17 protein-coding genes are annotated in these 18,955 nt (G+C 65.1%); 8 read left to right on the top strand and 9 right to left on the bottom strand.

Translation table 11 applies throughout. The features are described from left to right. From MHN84_RS29165 to ripB, 3 genes are all read left to right on the top strand, one after another. Nucleotides 1-545: sterol desaturase family protein (locus MHN84_RS29165; RefSeq protein WP_374238442.1), on the top strand; the 545-nt coding region annotated here is incomplete at its 5' end. A gap of 366 nt (nt 546-911) precedes the next feature. Further along, entirely contained in the window at nt 912-2,135 is a 1,224-nt protein-coding gene (locus tag MHN84_RS29160) for an Ig-like domain-containing protein (RefSeq protein WP_099961880.1), read from the top strand. A gap of 486 nt (nt 2,136-2,621) precedes the next feature. Continuing rightward, a complete protein-coding gene (gene ripB, locus MHN84_RS29155; RefSeq protein WP_073683288.1) occupies nt 2,622-3,368 on the top strand; it encodes an NlpC/P60 family peptidoglycan endopeptidase RipB in 747 nt (248 codons plus the stop codon). A 62-nt stretch (nt 3,369-3,430) separates the two neighbouring features. Here ripB and MHN84_RS29150 read toward each other — a convergent pair whose 3' ends face one another. The 6 genes from MHN84_RS29150 to MHN84_RS29125 all read right to left on the bottom strand — a co-directional run bounded on the left by MHN84_RS29150 (nt 3,431) and on the right by MHN84_RS29125 (nt 8,803). Then, nucleotides 3,431-4,045: a response regulator transcription factor gene (locus tag MHN84_RS29150; protein ID WP_073683289.1), complete on the bottom strand. Its 615-nt coding sequence runs from the start codon at nt 4,043-4,045 to the stop codon at nt 3,431-3,433. 242 nt (nt 4,046-4,287) lie between these two features. Further along, entirely contained in the window at nt 4,288-5,553 is a 1,266-nt protein-coding gene (locus MHN84_RS29145; protein WP_011856854.1) for an MFS transporter, read from the bottom strand. Continuing rightward, the gene (locus MHN84_RS29140; protein ID WP_213449080.1) at nt 5,550-6,668 is read right to left on the bottom strand and encodes a PLP-dependent cysteine synthase family protein; all 1,119 of its coding nucleotides are present in this window, start codon (nt 6,666-6,668) and stop codon (nt 5,550-5,552) included. The genes MHN84_RS29145 and MHN84_RS29140 overlap by 4 nt, the downstream gene beginning before the upstream one ends. 102 nt (nt 6,669-6,770) lie before the next feature. Next, a complete protein-coding gene (locus MHN84_RS29135; RefSeq protein WP_073683291.1) occupies nt 6,771-7,187 on the bottom strand; it encodes a hypothetical protein in 417 nt (138 codons plus the stop codon). A gap of 333 nt (nt 7,188-7,520) precedes the next feature. Further along, on the bottom strand, nt 7,521-8,441 hold the full coding sequence (locus tag MHN84_RS29130; protein ID WP_073683292.1) for a M56 family metallopeptidase: 921 nt from the start codon (nt 8,439-8,441) through the stop codon (nt 7,521-7,523). Further along, entirely contained in the window at nt 8,441-8,803 is a 363-nt protein-coding gene (locus tag MHN84_RS29125) for a BlaI/MecI/CopY family transcriptional regulator (RefSeq protein ID WP_024444607.1), read from the bottom strand. The genes MHN84_RS29130 and MHN84_RS29125 overlap by 1 nt, the downstream gene beginning before the upstream one ends. A 340-nt stretch (nt 8,804-9,143) precedes the next feature. On the opposite strand from MHN84_RS29125, the gene ripA reads away from it, so the two are divergent. From ripA to MHN84_RS29110, 3 genes are all read left to right on the top strand, one after another. Next, nucleotides 9,144-10,547, top strand: coding sequence for an NlpC/P60 family peptidoglycan endopeptidase RipA (gene ripA, locus MHN84_RS29120; RefSeq protein WP_073683293.1), 1,404 nt, complete (start codon nt 9,144-9,146; stop codon nt 10,545-10,547). A 367-nt stretch (nt 10,548-10,914) separates the two neighbouring features. Further along, a complete protein-coding gene (locus MHN84_RS29115) occupies nt 10,915-11,661 on the top strand; it encodes a response regulator transcription factor (RefSeq protein WP_067952909.1) in 747 nt (248 codons plus the stop codon). Next, nucleotides 11,658-12,842, top strand: a complete 1,185-nt coding sequence (locus MHN84_RS29110) for a cell wall metabolism sensor histidine kinase WalK (protein ID WP_073683294.1) — start codon at nt 11,658-11,660, stop codon at nt 12,840-12,842. Before MHN84_RS29115 ends, MHN84_RS29110 begins: the two co-directional genes overlap by 4 nt. Before the next feature lie 17 nt (nt 12,843-12,859). Here the strand turns inward: MHN84_RS29110 and MHN84_RS29105 are convergent, their stop codons facing one another. After that, nucleotides 12,860-13,555: a DUF305 domain-containing protein gene (locus MHN84_RS29105; protein ID WP_073683356.1), complete on the bottom strand. Its 696-nt coding sequence runs from the start codon at nt 13,553-13,555 to the stop codon at nt 12,860-12,862. Nucleotides 13,556-13,791: 236 nt separating this feature from the next. Here MHN84_RS29105 and MHN84_RS29100 point away from each other — a divergent pair, with 236 nt between their 5' ends. Both MHN84_RS29100 and MHN84_RS29095 read left to right on the top strand, forming a co-directional pair. Then, nucleotides 13,792-14,637: a F510_1955 family glycosylhydrolase gene (locus tag MHN84_RS29100; protein WP_073683295.1), complete on the top strand. Its 846-nt coding sequence runs from the start codon at nt 13,792-13,794 to the stop codon at nt 14,635-14,637. A gap of 56 nt (nt 14,638-14,693) precedes the next feature. Next, nucleotides 14,694-15,491, top strand: coding sequence for an alpha/beta fold hydrolase (locus MHN84_RS29095; protein ID WP_083407547.1), 798 nt, complete (start codon nt 14,694-14,696; stop codon nt 15,489-15,491). Between the two features lie 20 nt (nt 15,492-15,511). Here MHN84_RS29095 and ripC read toward each other — a convergent pair whose 3' ends face one another. Together ripC and MHN84_RS29085 are read right to left on the bottom strand one after the other, a co-directional pair. Next, entirely contained in the window at nt 15,512-16,603 is a 1,092-nt protein-coding gene (gene ripC, locus MHN84_RS29090) for a peptidoglycan hydrolase RipC (RefSeq protein WP_213449639.1), read from the bottom strand. A 1,531-nt stretch (nt 16,604-18,134) separates the two neighbouring features. Next, on the bottom strand, nt 18,135-18,605 hold the full coding sequence (locus MHN84_RS29085) for a hypothetical protein (RefSeq protein WP_207064967.1): 471 nt from the start codon (nt 18,603-18,605) through the stop codon (nt 18,135-18,137). Between the last annotated feature and the right edge of the window lie 350 nt (nt 18,606-18,955).

Raw genomic sequence — 18,955 nt, 5'->3', positions numbered from 1 at the left:
TGCGCATGATTCGGCGACATGGCCGCGCAGTGTGGAGACGCCGATATGGTTGGCGCGGGCCAGCCTGTCGATGTAGGACGATACGGCTTCCCAACGGAACGGTGCGATCGTTCGCGGGAGCCGCTGGTGTGGCACCGCTCATCCTGATCGGTCTGCCCGTCAACGTCGCCTCCCTGCTCGCAATCGCGGTGGCGATCCAGCTGCTGCTGCAGCACTCCAACGCCGACTACCGCGTGGGCCCCGCCAAGCACGTCTTGGCTCTCAACGAAGGCCACCGCTTCCATCACCTCAAGTGGGCCGGCATCGGCGACGTCAACTTCGGGCTGTTCATCCTGGTCTGGGACCACCTCATGCGCACCTACTCCTATAACCCCACCCGCCGATTCGACTCCACCCAGCTCGGCATGGCCGCACACCCCGACTACCCCACCGCGTACGGGCGGCAGCTGATACACCCCTTCACCCCCGCCGGAGGGTGCAGCCTCAAGTCCACCACCGCGACGAAGGACCCCACCGCGACGAGACCGACACCGGAGCAGGGCTGAGAGGGACCAGCGTCTAGCGCTCCCGGACCGTGATTGCCTCAAGCGTTCCCGATCAGCCCAGAACGCGTACTAGACCCATAGCCTTCTACGTGGCCTATTGCGCGCCACGGTCCGACGATCGACGAACAAAGGATCGGCAGCCCGTTCGGCGCCTGCCAGAGCTAGCCGGATGCCATGTCGGGCAGACCAGTGCGCAAGTCTGCGTCTTTACTGAATCTTCATCGAAGGACTAAGAAAGCCAAATGACGCATCAGCACACTTGAACCATATCCGTGAACGGTGCACCGCCGCCCGCGAACGGCTGTCGCGGCGCACGCAGTGCCCGCTCATCAGCGATGTCAACATTCGGATACGGAGACCACACTGATGCCGCAGGCGACTTGCCTCCCACCGTTTCGCAGGACGGCGCAGTGGCTGCGGACGGCCGTCCTGGCGATGGCGGTGCTGCTGATCGCGGCCGCGTGCAGCTCGTCGCCGGCCGCCGCGCCCCAGCCCGAGGTCATCACTGATAAAGGCACCCCGTTCGCCGACCTGCTAGTGCCCAAATTGCAGGCGTCGGTGACCGACGGAGCGATCGGTGTCGCGGTGGACTCCCCTGTTACCGTGTCCGCCGGTGACGGCGTTCTCGGCCAAGTCTCGTTGACCAACGAAGCCGGCGATCTCGTCGACGGACAGCTCAGCCCCGATGGCGTGTCCTGGTCGTCTGCCGAGCCGCTGGGCTACAACAAGCAGTACACCCTTCATGCCCAGGCCCTTGGACTGGGCGGCGCGACCACTACGACAGCGACCTTCGAAACCCACTCGCCCGACAACTTAACGATGCCCTACGTCCTGCCCAACGACGGCGAGACGGTTGGCGTGGGCCAACCCATCGCGATCCGCTTCGATGAAAACATCACCGACCGGATTGCGGCGCAGCAAGCGATCAACGTGACCACCACCCCCCCGGTCGAGGGAGCCTTCTACTGGCTCAATAATCGCGAAGTACGTTGGCGCCCAGCCGAATACTGGAAACCGGGAACAACAGTAGAGGTGGCGGTCAACGCCTACGGCGTCAACTTCGGTGACGGGCTGTTCGGTCAGGATGACGTCACTACCCGGTTCACCATCGGTGACGAGGTCATCGCCACCGCCGATGACGCCACCAAAACGATGACTGTGCGGCGCAATGGTCAGATCGTCAAGACCATGCCCATCTCCATGGGTAAAGCCAAGACCCCGACCGATAACGGCGCCTACATCATCGGAGATCGTTACTCGTTTCTGGTGATGGATTCGTCCACCTACGGAGTCCCGGTCAACTCTCCTGACGGATACCGCACCGAGGTGGAGTGGGCGACCCAGATGTCCTACAGCGGGATCTACGTGCACTCTGCACCGTGGTCGGTGGGCAGCCAAGGCATCGCCAATGTCAGCCACGGATGCCTCAACGTCAATCCGGCCAACGCCCGTTGGTTCTACGACAACACCCGACGCGGCGACATCGTTGAGGTCATCAACACCACCGGCCCCACGCTGTCGGGGACAGACGGTTTAGGTGACTGGAACATCCCTTGGGATCAGTGGAAAGCCGGCAACGCCAACCTCTGAAACACAGAGCAGAAGCGGAGACTCACAACCGCCGCCTCCCAGTCACCTCGTGGCACCAGTTACGCGTGTCAGCAGGACGTCTCGCATCCACCGAACCGGGTTGCGAACTGCCGAGCGTCACCCGAGCATCGCGCGCCGTGGGGCCCACGCAGCACAGGTAGCGCAGCCCTTTCCGCTACGACACCTTTGGTTTGCCGTCCTCAGGTAACGGCGTTTTCACATGTCCGGACCACCGACTATTTCGTAGTCCCGGCATCGACGACCGACACTGTCAAACACCCATTCGCAAAAGCCATTAGCAATTCCAGCCGCCGAAATTCCAGCACTGTAATTATGTTGCGGGTGTTACTGATGAGGCATATGTGAGTTAGGCTGATCTACGTATTCGCTACGTACATCGTTGCTGCACAGTACGGAACGCTCTGCTTCGCCTTTTTTGGCGAAACCAATCACCGGCGCTCCGACAGCCGAAAGAAAGAACGCCATATGGAACCGATGGCCCGATGCGCCCGCCCGGAGGAAGGCCGCGTATCTGCGTCCGGCTTTCGCCTGACTGGGGTGATCGTTGCCGTCGTCGCGACGGTACTTTTGGCGTGCACCCCAGCAGCCTCCGCCGAGCCGACAGGCGGTCCGTGGGATCCACTCCTGCCCAAGATCCCCAGTGCGGGAGCGCCCGGCGATCCGGTTGCCATCGCCAACGCGTCCTTGCAGGCGACGGCCGTTGCCACCCAGACTGCGATGGATTTGGGGCGTAGCTTCCTGGGCAGTCTCGGACTCGTCAGTCCCGCGGCAAGCCCCCAAACGAGCGTCCGCGGCAACCGTCTCTACGGTGCCCAGGCGATCGAATACGTTATCCGCAGGGCAGGAACGCAGATCGGCGTTCCCTACTCCTGGGGAGGGGGCAGCCTCACCGGCCCTAGTCGCGGTGTCGACCAAGGCGCAGGCACCGTCGGTTTCGACTGCTCAGGACTGACACGATTCGCCTTCGCCGGCGTCGGAGTACTGTTGCCGCGATGGTCCGGCGACCAGTACAACGCTGGCCGCAAGGTACCTCCCGCGCAAGCTAAACGCGGTGACCTCCTGTTCTGGGGGCCCGGCGGAAGCCAACACGAAGCGATCTACCTCGGCGGCGGAAAAATGATCGAGGCGCAACAAACCGGCGTTCCCATCAAGATTTCACCGGTGCGTACCGCCGGGATGACACCCTACGTCATACGGATTATCGAGACCTGACCCCGAACGCTTCCGCCAACAGCTTCCTCCCGCCAAAAGCCTTGTCCGCACCGGGTAACGGTTCAGCCGGCCAGACAGTAGCCGATGCCGCGGACCGTCCGGACATAGCGCGGACAAGACGGGGCGTCACCGAGCTTGCGACGTAGATTGCCGATGTGCACGCCCAGTGCCGACCGCCCGCCGGGCTGCGTCGCCCCCCAAAGGACTTCCTGAAGTCGTCGGCACGTCACGGGCTCCCCTGGATCATCGGACAAAACCCGAAGGATCGCGAACTCCGTTCGAGTCAGCGATATGACGTTGCCGCGCTGATAGACCCGCCGGACCCCCACGTCGATCACCAGATCGTCGACGTGGCGTCGCTGGGCGCCGCCGTCCTCGCTGCGTTGGTGAGAATGCCTGAGTGTCTGCCGTATTCGCGTGTTGAGTATGTCGCGGGAGCCGATGGGAACCACTCCGACGCGCGATATCAGTGGCGCCATCTCTGTGTCGGCGAGCGCGACGACGCCGCAATGGGCGGCCTGGCGAACACGGTCAAGGACGACGGCGCCGTGCGCGGATGATCCCAGGCACACCACCACCACGTCGGGGTCATCGTCGCGCACCGCGGTGAGCGCTGCAGCATCTGAGCGTGCGACGTCGACGGCGAACTCTTCGGCGCGCAGGGTGCCGGCCAACATGTCGGCGTAGATGCGCCGAGGTTCAACCAGCAGAACGCGAATGCGCCCAGCAGCTATCGCCGGAGAGGCAACGCTGCCCGAAGCGGGGTGCGGCTCGATGGTCGTGGCAGTCTCCTTGCCAGCGTGGGCCATTCACGGCGTGAAGGTGTCCGCGCGGATGCTGGAACCAGCATATCGCCATCTACGTAGCTACTACGTAGATGGCGATATGGGGTGTCGGGCATGTTCGCGTCTTCGGGTGTTCAGCGGGGGGTTTGCGCGCCAGAGGATGTCAGCTGTTCGGGTTGAAGTCGGCCCCGTCGGTCCAGCCGGAACAAGGCCGCTGCGGAGGCCAGCCCGATTGCCGACAGCAGAACCCACAGCAGCCAGGGTTGCCCGAGATCTCGGGCGGCCTGCATCAGCGAGCCGGTGGCCAGATTGCCAACAAGAATGCCGACTCCGACGATGGTGTTGTAGAAGCCGTAGTGCGTTCCGATGAGACGGTTGTTGGCCAATGAGACGACGGTGTCCATCTCGAACGGGAAGACGGCCGCCGACCCGACCGCCAGCACCGCCGTGGCGACGAGTAGCGCGGTCGCGGCGGCGACTCTGCCTGCCCTGGTGTCATCGGGCAGCACGATCAGCGGCAAAAACGACGCCGCGAGGATCAGCATGCCGATCACCAGCGAGCGGCCGGCGCCCCAGCGGTGGGCGAACCATCGTGTGATCCGCATCTGGCCGAGGACAGCAACCAGACCCGAGACCACGAAGATCATGGCGGTGACAACGGAATCGTTGCGCGGAAACAGGTCTCGCGCCTGAAGCGGCAATGCCAGATAGACCTGGAATGACAAAACATACGACCCGATCATGGCCGCCGCGAAGAGCAGAAAGGAGCGGTTGGCCGCTACTGTTCGCCAGTCCTGCAGCACCGATGTCTTCTCATCAGGTGTCCCCGCGGCGCGGTGGGGCAATGCTAAGAGTTGGGCCACGGTCAGCGCTGCGAACACGACCGCTGCGGCGGCAGCTGTCATTCGGAAATCGACGAACATCAAGGCCAGCCCGACAAGGGGTCCGGCCAGAATGCCCGCCTGATAGAACACGTTGAACACCGCGAAGGCTTCCACGCGCCGTGGGCCCGCGTCGGCCGCCAGATAGGCGCGCACCGCAGGATTGAACAGGGCGCCGGCGAAGCCGGTTGCTGCCGAGGCGATCAGAACCGCCGGCAGCGATTCAGCGAAGACGAGCAGGCCGAATCCTGCTGTCCGGAGGACACATCCGCAGACGATGAGCGGTTTGTAGCCCAGCCGGTCTGCCAGAGTGCCGCCGATGAGAAACATGCCTTGCTGGGAGAAGTTACGTACACCCAGCACCAGGCCGATGGCCCACGCGGCCAGCCCCAACGGGCCGGCGAGGTAGCCGGCCAGGTAAGGCATGAGCATGTAAAAGCCCAGGTTGATGCCGAATTGGTTGATCATCAGCATCCGGCTGGGCCAACCAAAGCTGCGGAAGGCTGACAGCAGGGTCATCGTGACTGCACCTCGGTGGGGTCGACAACGGTGGTGCATCGCGTCCACGCCGTGACTGTCTGGGTCATCGGGTCCTCAATGGTGGCGGGATGCCTCGGGGGCGCTGCGTCGAGCAGGCCGTGGGCGCGGCAGTAGTCGTCGTTGTAGATGGTGTCGAAGTAGCGTTGCGGGCCGTCCGGGAAGATCGCTGCGACAGTGGCTCCGGCAGGGCTATTGCGTGCGACCCAGCCTGCAACTAGGGCGACCGCACCGACGCTCCAGCCGCCACTGGCGTAGTGGGTGGCCGCCAGGGTGCGGCATGCCCACACCGACTCCGCGGGGGCAACCCAATGCACTTCGTTGAACGCTTGGTAGTCGACGTTGCCGGGATAGATGCTCGATCCCAGGCCTCGCATGAGCCGAGAAGCCGCGGGCTGGCCGAAGATCGTCGAGCCCACCGTGTCGACGCCGATCAGCCGCAGCTGCGGGTTAAATTCTCGGAGGACGCGTGCGATGCCGGCCGAGTGGCCTCCGGTGCCCACCGAGCACACCAGGACATCAACGGCGCCGAGTTGTTCGTTCAGTTCCAACGCGAGCCCGCGGTAGGCCTCGACGTTATCGGGGTTGCTGTATTGATCGGGATGCCACGCGCGCGGGTCGGTGGCCAAGATCTTCTGCACGCGGTCACGGCGAGCCTGCTGCCAGCCTCCCTGTGGGTGCGGTTCAGTGACCAATTCGATGTCGGCGCCGAATGCGGCGAGCATATTCTGAATGATCGGCTCCATCCCGGGGTCGGTGACCAAGGTGACGGGGTGCCCGTAGACCGTTCCGGCTAGTGCGAGACCCAATCCCAGCGTCCCGCTGGTGGATTCAACGATGCGGGCGCCGGGGGTAAGTGCCCCGCGGGAGCGGGCGCGTTCGACCATGTGTAGCGCGGGTCGGTCTTTCATTCCTCCCGGGTTGAAGCCTTCGAGTTTGGCCCAAAAGCCCCGCTCTTCTGACGTGAACGGTGCGCCGATTCTCAAGACAGGGGTCTGGCCGACCATGGTGGCCGGCCGCTCGTTGCGGCCGCGTTGTGGCTGTGCCGATCGGGTGTGGGAAGTGCGTGCATGGCGGATTGGCAGGGCAGGATTCATCGATGAATGTCGCTTCTGTGAGGCCGCGACGAAGCACGGCGACTGACGGCAGGTAGCGGTCACCGGCCACCGTCGAAGACGACGGGGCCTGACGCTAGCCGATCAGCGGCGCGCGATACACAGGTGGGCGAGCACGTCGCGGCCGGTGCGCAGGGCGCGGGCGTTCCGTGGTGGACCGCGGATAGGCGCCTTCGCCGCCTGGCACCACAGCAGCGGAAGTACAGCCACGACGAGGCCCAACGCGAGCGCGATCAGGGAGACCGTTCCCCGCGGCAGGATCGCTTCGGCCAGGGTGTCGGGCGTGCACTCGGCGTCGGGTTGGGAGAGGTGGGGGTGGTCGAGCTCGACAGACATCGGCGCGCCGACCGCACTGGCGGCCAGGGTGTGCGGTCCGTGCGTAGGTGCCGCATTCACGCCGGGCAGTGCCCACTCGGCTCCGACGATGACGGTCCAGAACGCGATCAACGCCGCGACGATGGCGCGGCGGCGTTGCCCAGAGTTCGCGTCGAAGTACTTCACGATGTTGCCGACTGTAGCAGCGGATCGGCGAATTCAGGCTCGGCCCCCTAGCCGATGCCGGGTTGTGATCAGAGCGCGACCGCCGTTGCGCCGAGCCATCCGGCCGTTCCGTCGCACGATCGACTTCGCCCGATGCCCTTGCGAAAACGCCCTTTTGGAGGTTCCGCGAAGGAGATACAACAGATCGTTGCGCTGCTTGTACCGCAGATCATCTACGGTTTTACTACGTAGATAATTTGCGCTCTATCGGCCCGCGCGCCAAGCGGTGTTTCCTTTGCTGGCGGCCTACGCGCATTGGCTCCACCTGCGGAACGTGCGGCGGGCGTTGAGGCGCTAGTGGTGGCAGAGCACCTGGATGAGGGCGGGTGTGGCGAGCATGGCGGTGATCGCGGCTGCCAGGCAGATGCGGTGGCGCCATCGCACGTGCCGGCGTGTGGGGGTGAGCAGGCGCTGCGCTCGCGCGATGACCGCTGTTCCCGCCGCGGCGAGGCCTTCCCGTGCAGGCGGGTGTTCTCCGGCCAGAGCAGATAATCCAGCCAACAGCGGATGCGTGCCGACGCGGCGCACGGCGGTGTCGTCAGCGCACATCTCCAGCAGTTCACCCACACGATGAGGGGCCGTCGCGAAAAGCGGAAGCCGCGGCAGTGTGCCCCCCAAAGCGCGGAGCGCCATGAGGATGTGGTGGTGGCGCCCTGAGATGTGCGCGTTTTCATGCGCCAGAACCGCTTTGAGCTGTGATCGGTTCAACGACTTCATCGCCGCGGAGGTGACGATGATGGCGTTCGGGCGTCCGACCACGCAGTAGGCAGCAGGCCGGTCGGCCTCCACGACCACCACATTGGGATGGTCGGTGGGTCGGCCGACGATCCGCGCGGCACGCGCGTGCTCGTGACTTCGCGCCCGCAGCCGCGACAAGCAGCGACCGATCCGCATTACGACGAACCCTGACGTCAGGGTTCCTACCGCGATGAGAACAACGGAACCGATTCGTCCGGCCATGGGGGTGTGCTCGGAGAAGCCAAACAGCTCCAGGCACAGCGTCACGACCGCGCCCGTACGAATACTGTCCGTCGTTGCGCCGATGACCATGATCAGCGCGACGAGCCACGCCGTCAGCGTCGCGGCGACGGTGGCCAGCCAGGCGGCCACTCCCATATGGGGGCTGATGCCGTGACGGGTCATCCGCCTCAGGACCGGTGGCGCCCACCAGGCCAGCGCGCTGCCGTAGAGGAGCAGCCACAGCGCGGCGGTCATCACCGACGCCCCTTGCGCAGAGCCGCCTTCAATTGAGCGGACTGCTCGGCGTTCATCTGCTCAACAAAGAACGCCAGCACCGCATCTGTATCCCCGCCGGCGTCGAACGCGGCCTTCATCAAACGCGCGGAACGCTCCTCGCGGCTCATGGACGCCTGATACACGTACGCTTTCCCATCGCGCTGACGTTGCAACCAGCGCTTGCGGTACAGGTTGTCCATCGTCGACATCACGGTGGTGTACGCGATCTGCCGCCGTTGAGAGATCTCGTCGAAAACCTCACGCACCGTGACAGGCTCGGCGTAATCCCACACGCAATCCATGACCACCGCTTCGAGGTCGCCGAATCCTCGCTGTTCCATTTGCGCCTCTCCCGCTCTCCGCGACGAGCTGGCCTCCTCGCGCCCCGAGCTCTTCAGCCCCCAATGTAGCCGCCGAGCTGGGAAAAGCCGCGATACGCCTCACCTCGACCGCATAGGGCCAGCATCTGCACTACCGGCCGCGGCGCGTGAAACTAGCGCCCGTGGCGCACAGTCGTAACCGACCTGAGACTGTGACAGACGTTCCTCCTGATACCAAAGTGATGTACGTTCCGTCTACGTACTATCGTGCTACGTACTTAGCTCGGTAGTAGGAGCGCCGCGGGTGCCGTTCGGCTTCGATGCGCGGCTCGACAACGCTCACCCCAGCTGAGGAGATTCGATGCGGCGCCTCACTTCTTTTCTGAGTCTCTTCGCATTAATGCCGGCACTGGTGCTCAGCGCCCCGGGTACCGCTGTTGCCGGGCATGACGGCAGCCCCGACCGCGACGACGTTCCCTCATTGGTTGCGGCGGTCGCCGAAGCGAACCAGCGGATGGCCGACGTCGGTAGCGACATCCAGATCAAGCAAGAGGGCGTCAACCGTGCCCTGGTCGAAATCGCGGCCACTCGCGACACCCTCGCGCAGGCCCGACGCGACGTTGTTGCCAGCGACCAAGCCCTTACCGCCAGCCAACACGCGATCGAGGCCGCACAACACCGTTTTGACCGCTTCGCCGCGTCGACCTATATGAACGGGCCGTCGGGTGCGTTGCCGCTGGCACAAAGTCCCGAGGAGATCCTGGCCGGGGCCTCGACCCAGCAGACCCTCACCATCAGCTTCCAGCGGGTCCACGACGACCTCTTGCGTCGGCAGACCGATCAGGCCAACAAGCTTTCTGCTGCGACGGCAGCGCGGGCGCGCGCCGAGAGCGCCGCCGCAGACGCCCAACGCCGGCAAGACGACGCGGTAGCCGCACTCCGGGACGCCCAGCAGACGTTTACCGCACAGCGACGCGAGGTCGAACGGCTCGCTACCGAACGCGACTCCGCTCAAGCTCGACTGGAAGCTGCCCGACCGGTGGCGGCGACAGCCGCCGCGCCCAGTGCGGCGCAACCCGGCACTGTGCCGGTATCCGGCGCTCCCTGGGACCGCGGCACCACGTCGCCGGGGGGCGCCACCGAGGGGGGCCTGTGGGACACCACGCTGCCGATGGTGCCCAGCGCTAACGTGGCCGGCGACCCGGTGGCCATCATCAATGCCGTCCTCAAGATCATGGCGACCTCGGCGCAGCTGACGGCCGACATGGGCCGCAAGTTCCTCACCAAACTCGGCATTCTGTCTCCAGTCACCGCCGCCGCAGATCCCGGCATCACCAACGGACGCATCCCCCGCCTCTACGGCCGCCAGGCCTCAGAGTTCGTGATTCGCCGCGCCATGTCACAACTGGGCGTGCCTTACTCCTGGGGCGGCGGCAACGCCAACGGCCCGTCACGAGGCATCGACCAGGGCGCCAACACCGTGGGTTTCGACTGTTCGGGCCTGATGCTGTATGCCTTCGCCGGCGTCGGCATCAAACTCGACCACTACTCCGGGTCGCAATACAACGCAGGCCGCAAGATCCCCTCGTCACAGATGCGACGCGGTGACCTCATCTTTTACGGCCCCAACGCCAGCCAGCACGAAGCGATGTATCTGGGCGACGGCATGATGATCGAAGCCCCCTACACCGGGTCGGTCGTCAAGATCTCGCCCGTGCGCACCTCCGGCATGACGCCCTACGTCACCCGCTTGATCGAATATTGACGTCGCCGCGATGCCGCGCAGGTGGACCGGTCAGTGCGCCGCGGTGCGGCCCCTGCGAATCGGCCTCCTCGGGCACGTCAGGCCGCCCCGAACGACGCGGCCAGCGAGAGGCGTTAAATAGCGCCGTCGCGCCGGCGATCGCAGCCGCCCACAGCACCACGACCACGGCACACAGGATCAGCCACGCTTGCCACCCGAGACTGTTCGGGCACACGTCCATCAGCCAACGCATGTCAGGCCCTCCTCACAGTGAGCCTCACCCCACCGCAGGAGGAAAACGGTATGAGTCGTGTGAAGATCTGCTGAAGATCGAGCCGCCCGGTCAGCCATACCTGGTTACGGGCGCACCAGCAGGCACCATATGGACATGCAGCACCACCACCTGGGCGCGCCTGAGAGCGCGAAGGGATACCGCGCGCTGGTCGTCGACGACGAACTCCCCCTGGCCGAAGTGGTGGCCAGCTATCTCGAACGCGAGCAGTTCGAAGCCGTCGTCGCCGGCAACGGTGTCGACGCAATCGCCGTCGCACGCGACCTGGATCCCGATGTCGTCATCCTTGACCTCGGCCTACCCGGCATCGACGGACTCGAGGTCTGCCGGCAATTGCGGACCTTCTCCGACGCCTACGTCGTCATGCTCACCGCCCGTGACACCGAACTGGATACCGTGCTCGGCCTCACCGTCGGCGCCGACGACTACATCACTAAACCCTTCAGTCCCCGCGAGCTGGTCGCGCGCATCCGCGCCATGCTGCGGCGACCCCGCATCCTGCAAACAGCCGCCGCACCCGCCGAACGAGAGACAGCCCCGCCGCGCCGCTTCGGCGCACTGAGCATCAACGTCGCCGCCCGCGAGGTACATATCGACGACGAACTAATCCTGTTGACCCGCACCGAATTCGACATTCTCGAAGCCCTGTCCGCGCGGCCAGGAATCGTGCTGAGCCGCCGACAACTTCTCGAAATAATCCGCGACGAACCCTGGGTCGGCAACGAACACCTCGTCGACGTCCACATCGGACACTTACGACGCAAACTCGGCGACGACGCCGCACGCCCCCGCTACATCGCCACGGTTCGAGGTGTCGGATACCGGATGGGAACCGGACAGTGACTCCCCCACCTACGTCGACCCCTCGCCGGCGTCGACGGCCGGGCCGTCCCGGTATCGGCCTGCGACTCCTGGCGGCCCAAGCCATCGTGCTGGCGGCCGGAGCGGCGACGACCGCGGTGGTCGCTGCCGTGGTCGGCCCACCGCTGTTCCGCGAACACCTCCACCGTGCCGGTGTCCCGATGGACTCCCTGGAAGAAGTCCACGCCGAAGAGGCCTACGGCTACGCAACGGTGATCTCCATCGGAGGCGCTTTAGCGGTGTCAGCACTGGCCGCCCTCGCGGTCAGCTTCTACGTCAGTCGACGCCTCCAACGGTCCATCACCGAAGTCGCCGCCGCGGCCACCGATGTCGCTGAAGGGAACTACGACATCCGCGTGTCACCGCCGCGCCTCGGCGATGACTTCGACGCCCTCGCAACCGCATTCAACCAAATGGCCTCCCGGCTTCAAGCCGTCGATTCGACACGACAGCAACTGTTCGGAGACCTCGCGCACGAGATCCGCACACCCGTGGCAGTACTCGAGGCCTACATCGAGGCACTCGAAGACGGCGTGCGCTCCCTGACACCCCAGACAGCAGCCATGCTGCGCGACCAAACCCGTCGGCTGGTGCGATTCTCCGATGACGTCGCCGCGCTGGCGAAGGCCGAGGAAAGTGCGGTGTCTATGTCCTACGCCTCCCTCGACGTGGACCGCCTAACCCGCCAGTGCGTCGCAGCAGCACAAGAACGCTATAACGCCAAGGGGGTCGGACTGCACGTACACCTCCCGCAACCGCTACCGCCGCTTTGGGCCGACGAACAACGACTGTCTCAAGTGTTGGGGAACCTGCTGGAGAATGCGCTACGGCACACACCGCCCGGCGGGTCGGTACACCTTCACTGTCTTCGTGACGGCGACCAGGTAAAAATCGCTGTCGCTGACACCGGAGAAGGGATCACCGCCGAGCACGTCACCCGAGTGTTCGAACGGTTCTACCGGGCAGACACCGCCCGCGACCGCGAGCATGGCGGCGCCGGTATCGGGCTCGCCATAGCCAAAGCGCTCATCGAAGCGCACGGCGGATCGATCTCGGTAGCCAGTGCTGGACCCGGCGCCGGCGCAACATTCACCATCGCCCTGCCCATCACCCCGATACGCAGCGAACACCACCCTGCGACGGCTGACTCAGCGCGTCGCTGACTAGTGCCCTCTCCGCGCTACTTGTCCAACATTCCCTGCATCGTGTCGATCTCTGCTTGCTGCGAAGACACGATATTGCGCGCCATCTCGACTGCCGCCGGGAACTGGCCGTTGTCAACTTCCTGCTGCGCCATCATGATCGCGCCCTTGTGATGCTCGATCATCTGGGTCAAGAAGAGTCGGCTAGCCTCGGCGCCCTGCGCGTTCTGCAGTGCAGCCATATCGGCTTCCGACATCATGCCCATACCGCCGCCGCTCATACCCGGCATATCACCCATGTCTTCGCTGGGCATTTGATGGCCAGGCATGTCATGACCGGGCATTGCGGCGGTGCTGGGGGCCGTCGTCGACGAGGACACTCCCCAGTCCTGCAGCCAGCCCTGCATCTGTTCAATCTCAGGACCCTGAGCGTTCTTGATCTCGTTGGCGAGTGACACTACTTCAGGATCAACTCCCTGCTTGCCGAGCAGCATGTCGCTCATCTCGATCGCCTGCTGATGATGAGGGATCATGCCCTGAGCGAACGTCACATCAGCATCGTTATGGGCAGCGTCACTGCTCGCAGCACTGGGCGAAGCCGACGCCGACGCTGCTGCCGAGGTGGTGCTCGACGACGATGACTGAGACTCGTTCGTTGCATTCGAACAGCCGCTGACAAACAGGGCCGACGCCGCAAGCGCCGCAAGCCCGAATCCAAAACGCTTGTGCTGCATCGCACATCCTTCCTCAAACATCTTCGTGACACCATGCGTCCACACGGCAAGCCCTTGCGCCGCCGCACCCCAGCCTCAGCAATCCGAGTATGGGTCGGTTCGTGATCCGATGAAGATTTGATGAAGACGACTCCCCCGGTCTGTCACTCGCGGTCGCGCCACCCGAGGCGCAGCCACCTCACGCACCGCCCACCTACTATTGAACTACGTAGATCTCGTGACCGGAAGGTGTCCGTGTGCTGATCCGCAACCTTTTCGCCATCGCCCTGACCGGGGCTCTGGCCGCGGCCTGTTCGTCGAACGCCCCTGAAAGCCCGCCACCCGCCGTCGTGCCGGGCATGGTGCACATCCACGGCCTCGGCATCAACCCATCTGACGACAAGCTCTACGTCGCAACTCATTACGGCCTCTACACCGTTGAGCAAGATCAGGCGCCACAACGAGTCGGTGAGCTCTCGCAGGACTTCATGGGCTTCACCGTCGCCGGCCCCGACGAATTCCTGGCTAGCGGCCACCCCGACCCCGCCGATCGCCAACAACCGCCCCACCTCGGCCTGATCAAAAGCAGCGACGCCGGCCAGTCCTGGGAACCTCTGTCATTGCACGGTAGCGCCGACTTCCACGCGCTCAAATACCGCCACGGACGGGTCTACGGTCACGACAGTCAATCCGGCACCGTGATGGTTAGTTTTGATCAGCGGTCCTGGCAACAGCGCGCAGAAGTCCCCGCCGTCGACCTCGCAATATCACCGGATGCCCCGGATGAGATCCTCGCGACAGCACGCCAAGGGCTGCTCCGAAGCACCGACGGGGCGAGGACGTTCAGCGCAGTCACCGGTGCGCCGGCACTGCTGTTCATCAGCTGGCCCGACCGCGGTCCCCTGCTCGGCGCCGACCTCGAAGGACGGCTGTACACCAGCGCCGACGACGGGCAGACCTGGCAGCCGGGCCACTCGCTCAACAACAAACCCCAGGCCCTGCTCGCCGCGGGCAACGGTCAGGTCTACATCGCCACTGATACCGCCATCTACACCTCAACCGACAACGGTGCCACGGTGAACGTCCTCACCGCTGTGGAATAGACGGCTGGCACCCGAAACCCCACGCAATACCGCACCAACGCATCTGAGGAGCCGCAATGCCGGATGACCACCTTCTCATCACCGATGGCGCCACCATCGCCTACCAGCTCAGCGGCCCACCCAACACGGTGCCAGTCGGCTATGGGCACGGCGTGCTCATGAGCCGGCAGATCGTGCGCGGCCTGGGCATCTTCGACATCGACACTATCGCCGAGGGCCGCCGTCTAATCACCTACGACCAACGCGGACACGGCGCATCACGGGGCCGACCAGAACCCGAGGACTATCGCTTCGAGCAGGCAGCCAACGATCTCCTGCGCGTCCTGGACGCGGCCGGCCTCGATGAACCCATCGATTTCGCCGGATCCTCGCTCGGAGCCGCTGCAGCACTGCACGCCGCCCTCAACGCTCCTCGCCGATTCAGGCGGCTGGCACTGGTGATCCCTCCCGTCGCCTGGGAAACAGGGCCCGATCAACTGCGCCAGTGGTACTTCGACACCGCCGACCTCATCGACTCCATTGGAACAACCGCTTGGCGACAACAATGGGCCGAAGCTCCCCCACTGCCGATCTTCGCCAACTACCGGCACGGCAAATTCGAACCCGGCGTCGACGACGATGTGGTCTCCGCCGCGCTGCGCGGAGTCGGCTCCTCCGATCTACCCGACCCCAATCGGCTGACCTCCATCCGCCAGCCCACCTTGGTGCTGGCCTGGGACACCGACCCCTTGCATCCCATCTCCACCGCCGAGCGCCTCGCTGAGCTGATCCCCGACTCGACGCTGCACGTCGCTCACACCATCGACGAGATCCGCAAGTGGACGGAAATCACCAGCCGTTTCTTCAACGATTGACGCAGCGCCGCGGCGGCGGCCTAGTACCGCCGCACGTTGTGAATCGGTGCCGACGAGATCGGCGCCACTTTCACCGGCGTTCCGTACGTCGACGCGTGCACCATCAACCCGTCGCCGATGTAAATCCCCGCGTGAGACACGTCAGCATAGAAGGTCACGATGTCGCCGGGCTGAACGTCTGAAAGCGCCACCGGCTGCCCGCCCTGCGCAAGCGCCTGACTCGACCGAGGCAACGACTTGCCGTTCTGCAGAAACGCCCACTTAATCAGCCCAGAGCAGTCGAACGCATCCGGACCGGTGGCTCCCCACGAATAAGGCGACCCCACCCGTGTCAGCGCCGCCTGGACCACCGCAACACCGTTCCCCGAGGAGGCCCCGCCCGCCGGGCCCGGCATAGCAACGATGCTCGGATCGCTCACCGGCGGAGTCGACGGCAAAGGAGGCGGCGCGGGGCCAGGGTCAGCCAGAATCGCTCGCTGATCAGGCGTCAAAGAGTCGTAGCGGGCCTGCACAGCAGCAATCTGTTCCGCCATCCGACGCTGTTTGGCCTCCAGGTCGGTCCGCACTGCCGCCGCCTCATCGGCCGCACTCCGTGCTTGGGCTGCCGACTTCGCAGACCGCTCTGCAGTTGCCGCGGCCCGCGCACTGGCCGACCGGAACGCAGCCATCTGCACAGTCAGCTCCGACGCAACCGTCTTCTGGACTGCCAGCTGATCGATCAGATCCTGAGGGGACGTCGCCGTCAACGCCGCCGCCAAGGTATCCGTGCGCCCACCCATGTAGGCAGCCGCGGCCAACCTGTCGACTGCAGCCTGATACCTCACCAGATCGGCCGCCGCTGCATCCGCGGCCATGCGATCCGAATCCGCCCCCTTCTCCGCAACCTGCTGCGCTGCGAGCTTCTCGTCAAGGTCGATTTGCGCCGTGTGAATCTGCTCGGTGGTCTGCTCCGCCAGACGCGACAATTCAGTCAGTTCGGCAAGCGCATCAGCCGCCGGATCAGCGCGCACATCGGTTGCCAAAAGCGCAGCAAAAACGCCGAAAGCCACCAAAATGCAGACGAACCGTCTACCCAACGCGCGCGGCAGGACCGCAAGCACAGATGAAGTCACAACAGCGAAAACCTTCGGCAAAGTAAGCAAGTACGTACTAGATACGTAGGTCACGGTTAGGTTACGAGGCCAGGCAGCCGCTGTCCAGCCGGGCCTTGCGAAACAACCGGTCCATCCACTGAGGCCGGAACGGGCCCTGAAATCCGGTGACCTGTGTCCTCGCCACTCGAAGCGAACCGCCCAGCATCCCCGAATAGCACGGCGTGGCACATCCGATACAGGGGCGATGACGAGGACACCCGGCAGGCACCATCCGCGCCACCCGGCCAACCACGCGACCGTTCTGGCCAACGGCAGGTGCTACGAGAGCTCAGAAGAATGCGATCGCACCCATCAAACGCGGCAAGGCAACTCTCGCTTACCTCAGGCATTCTTGCCCGCCGCGTCGAGCAGTCACTTTCGAGCTTGCGCGTTGAGCGACACGCCGCGCGTCGATCTCACCGGCCACGGCCACGGCCGATCGGGCAGCACCGCATCTGCTGGGCCGCACGCCGGAGTTTCTGCGCCGCCCGTGTGGTTAGACGCCAACACGGTGCTGTCGTCCCGCGACGCGGTACTCCTGCAGCGCGGCTAAGCGCCCGCGCGCGACACCACCGCCGCACACCCTTTCAGCCCCCCAGCTCGGCACTGCGACACCACGCGCCAGACCATCCAGCTCGCCGCACCCGGTCCCACACGCACCGGCTCCAGGGGCCCTAACGTATGTCACCACAGCGTGGCCTGATGACCGAGCAGCGCCGCCTGCACAACAGCCGCGTCCCACCATGGCGCACCGCCTCACGCAGCGTCGCCGACCGTTCCCGTCGAATGCCGCGACCGTCGAGGCGTCGCACCGCATATCGGCCGCCGCCGCGACGCATCCGCGCCATCCGCTCCATGTTGTCACCCTGCGGGCCGACCGACGTGCTGATGGGGTTCTGTCGCCGCCGAGATCTTGACGCACACCGGTTGTCGCATTCGTGGAGCCCGAGCACCCCAGCGGCCACCACACCGGACACGATCGCCAACGCGTAGCGGTGCGGGCGAACGCACAGTCCTGAACGCTCGCGGGTCGGGTAGAGCTGACCGTAGCCATCGGCGCCGATCGCGCCGGTCCAGATGTTGCAGTCCGAAGCCGCTGGGCCGCAGACGACATGGCTGTGAAGGCGCGTGATCTCGGCAGCGTGCACACGCTGATCAACAACCAGCTGTCCCGCGCTTCAGATGGCCGTTGAACCTATTCGCCGGCACTGACATTCAGCGCGGCCACCGCGGCCCGCTCCACTGGTGCTGTAACCCTGCTCCCGGGTGTTCCCGTTACCGCTGCGCAGCCCCTGCCACGTCGAGCGCTCCCCACCGCGTTGGGCAGACCTGGTGTAGTCGGACGCACAGGCCGGTTCGCAGCACCAGGGGCGCGACCGGCGCGTGCGTCAGCGGCCCGACCGGCGTAACGGCGCACCTCCATGACGGCCCACGCACCCGCCGACCCCCGGCACCCTGGCTGTGCGCATCGTCGTGCACCACCGGCCTCAATGCACCGTTGCGCAGTGCGTCACGCCGAGGCTGCGTCCGCCGGAGGCTGGCCAGCGTTGGCGGCAATCCCCTGGGCGGTCGAGTCGGACAATGCCTCCAGACCTTGTGCATGTGAACCATTCCCGGCGGTCCGCTTCTCGGATTTCGGAGCATGCCGTGCCATGGTGCGGACGATCCCGATTCCGACGTCGGTCCGTGCGGCGATGGTCGTCAGCGTCTCACCACGGCCCTGCATACGTGCGACCGCCGCGCCGGCCTTGGCCCGATGGCCGGCCACCCGCTTGGCCGCTTCTGCGTCGACCTGCGCGCGCAGCTGGGCCAAGCGCTCCGTCTTCCACGTTTCGGCTTCGGCGACCTTGCCGACCGCGACGAGAAAGTCTGCGGCGTCATCGATGTTCGCCTTATCCCGCGCGGCGCGTTCCTCGTTGGCGCGTCGGGTCGCTTCGCGTGCCCGGCGCCTGGCTTCCACCTTGGACGTTGCTGCTGTCATGGTCGCCGACAGTAGAAGGTTCACCGGCGACCGGGCCACCACCGCAGCCACATTCGCCTCTCACCAATTTTTTCGCCTTCACCGCATCCGTCTACCGCCAGTCACTTCCACCGCGCCCGTAGCCCGCGTCCCTCACCACCGCGCACCGCCCACTCAGCTCCCAGCCGTACGACCCCCTTCCGTCGCCCCACCGCAGACCACACACCTCTTGCACTCCGGGCCTGAAGGTCGCGAATCAACCTGAAGTTGACGCGTATATCTGGCGCATGGGACCAGCGCCGGATGCGCTTCATTGAACCACTTTCGTGTTCCTCCTGGTAGACGGATTTCGCTCGCAGGTGTGGTAACTT

The organism is Mycobacterium sp. PSTR-4-N (assembly GCF_022348085.1).
Lineage (GTDB): Bacteria > Actinomycetota > Actinomycetes > Mycobacteriales > Mycobacteriaceae > Mycobacterium.
Note: the sequence above shows the minus strand (reverse complement) of the source record. Positions and strands in the feature narration are given on the sequence as shown.

Bases quoted from the DNA above. Each gene is read 5' to 3' on its own strand.
- MHN84_RS29095 (WP_083407547.1), top strand. From the start codon at position 14,694: ATGCCGGATGACCACCTTCTCATCACCGATGGCGCCACCATCGCCTAC.
- MHN84_RS29145 (WP_011856854.1), bottom strand. From the start codon at position 5,553: ATGACCCTGCTGTCAGCCTTCCGCAGCTTTGGTTGGCCCAGCCGGATG.
- ripA (WP_073683293.1), top strand. From the start codon at position 9,144: ATGCGGCGCCTCACTTCTTTTCTGAGTCTCTTCGCATTAATGCCGGCA.
- MHN84_RS29150 (WP_073683289.1), bottom strand. From the start codon at position 4,045: ATGTTGGCCGGCACCCTGCGCGCCGAAGAGTTCGCCGTCGACGTCGCA.
- MHN84_RS29160 (WP_099961880.1), top strand. From the start codon at position 912: ATGCCGCAGGCGACTTGCCTCCCACCGTTTCGCAGGACGGCGCAGTGG.
- MHN84_RS29130 (WP_073683292.1), bottom strand. From the start codon at position 8,441: ATGACCGCCGCGCTGTGGCTGCTCCTCTACGGCAGCGCGCTGGCCTGG.
- MHN84_RS29140 (WP_213449080.1), bottom strand. From the start codon at position 6,668: ATGAATCCTGCCCTGCCAATCCGCCATGCACGCACTTCCCACACCCGA.
- ripB (WP_073683288.1), top strand. From the start codon at position 2,622: ATGGAACCGATGGCCCGATGCGCCCGCCCGGAGGAAGGCCGCGTATCT.
- MHN84_RS29115 (WP_067952909.1), top strand. From the start codon at position 10,915: ATGCAGCACCACCACCTGGGCGCGCCTGAGAGCGCGAAGGGATACCGC.
- MHN84_RS29125 (WP_024444607.1), bottom strand. From the start codon at position 8,803: ATGGAACAGCGAGGATTCGGCGACCTCGAAGCGGTGGTCATGGATTGC.
- MHN84_RS29085 (WP_207064967.1), bottom strand. From the start codon at position 18,605: ATGACAGCAGCAACGTCCAAGGTGGAAGCCAGGCGCCGGGCACGCGAA.
- MHN84_RS29105 (WP_073683356.1), bottom strand. From the start codon at position 13,555: ATGCAGCACAAGCGTTTTGGATTCGGGCTTGCGGCGCTTGCGGCGTCG.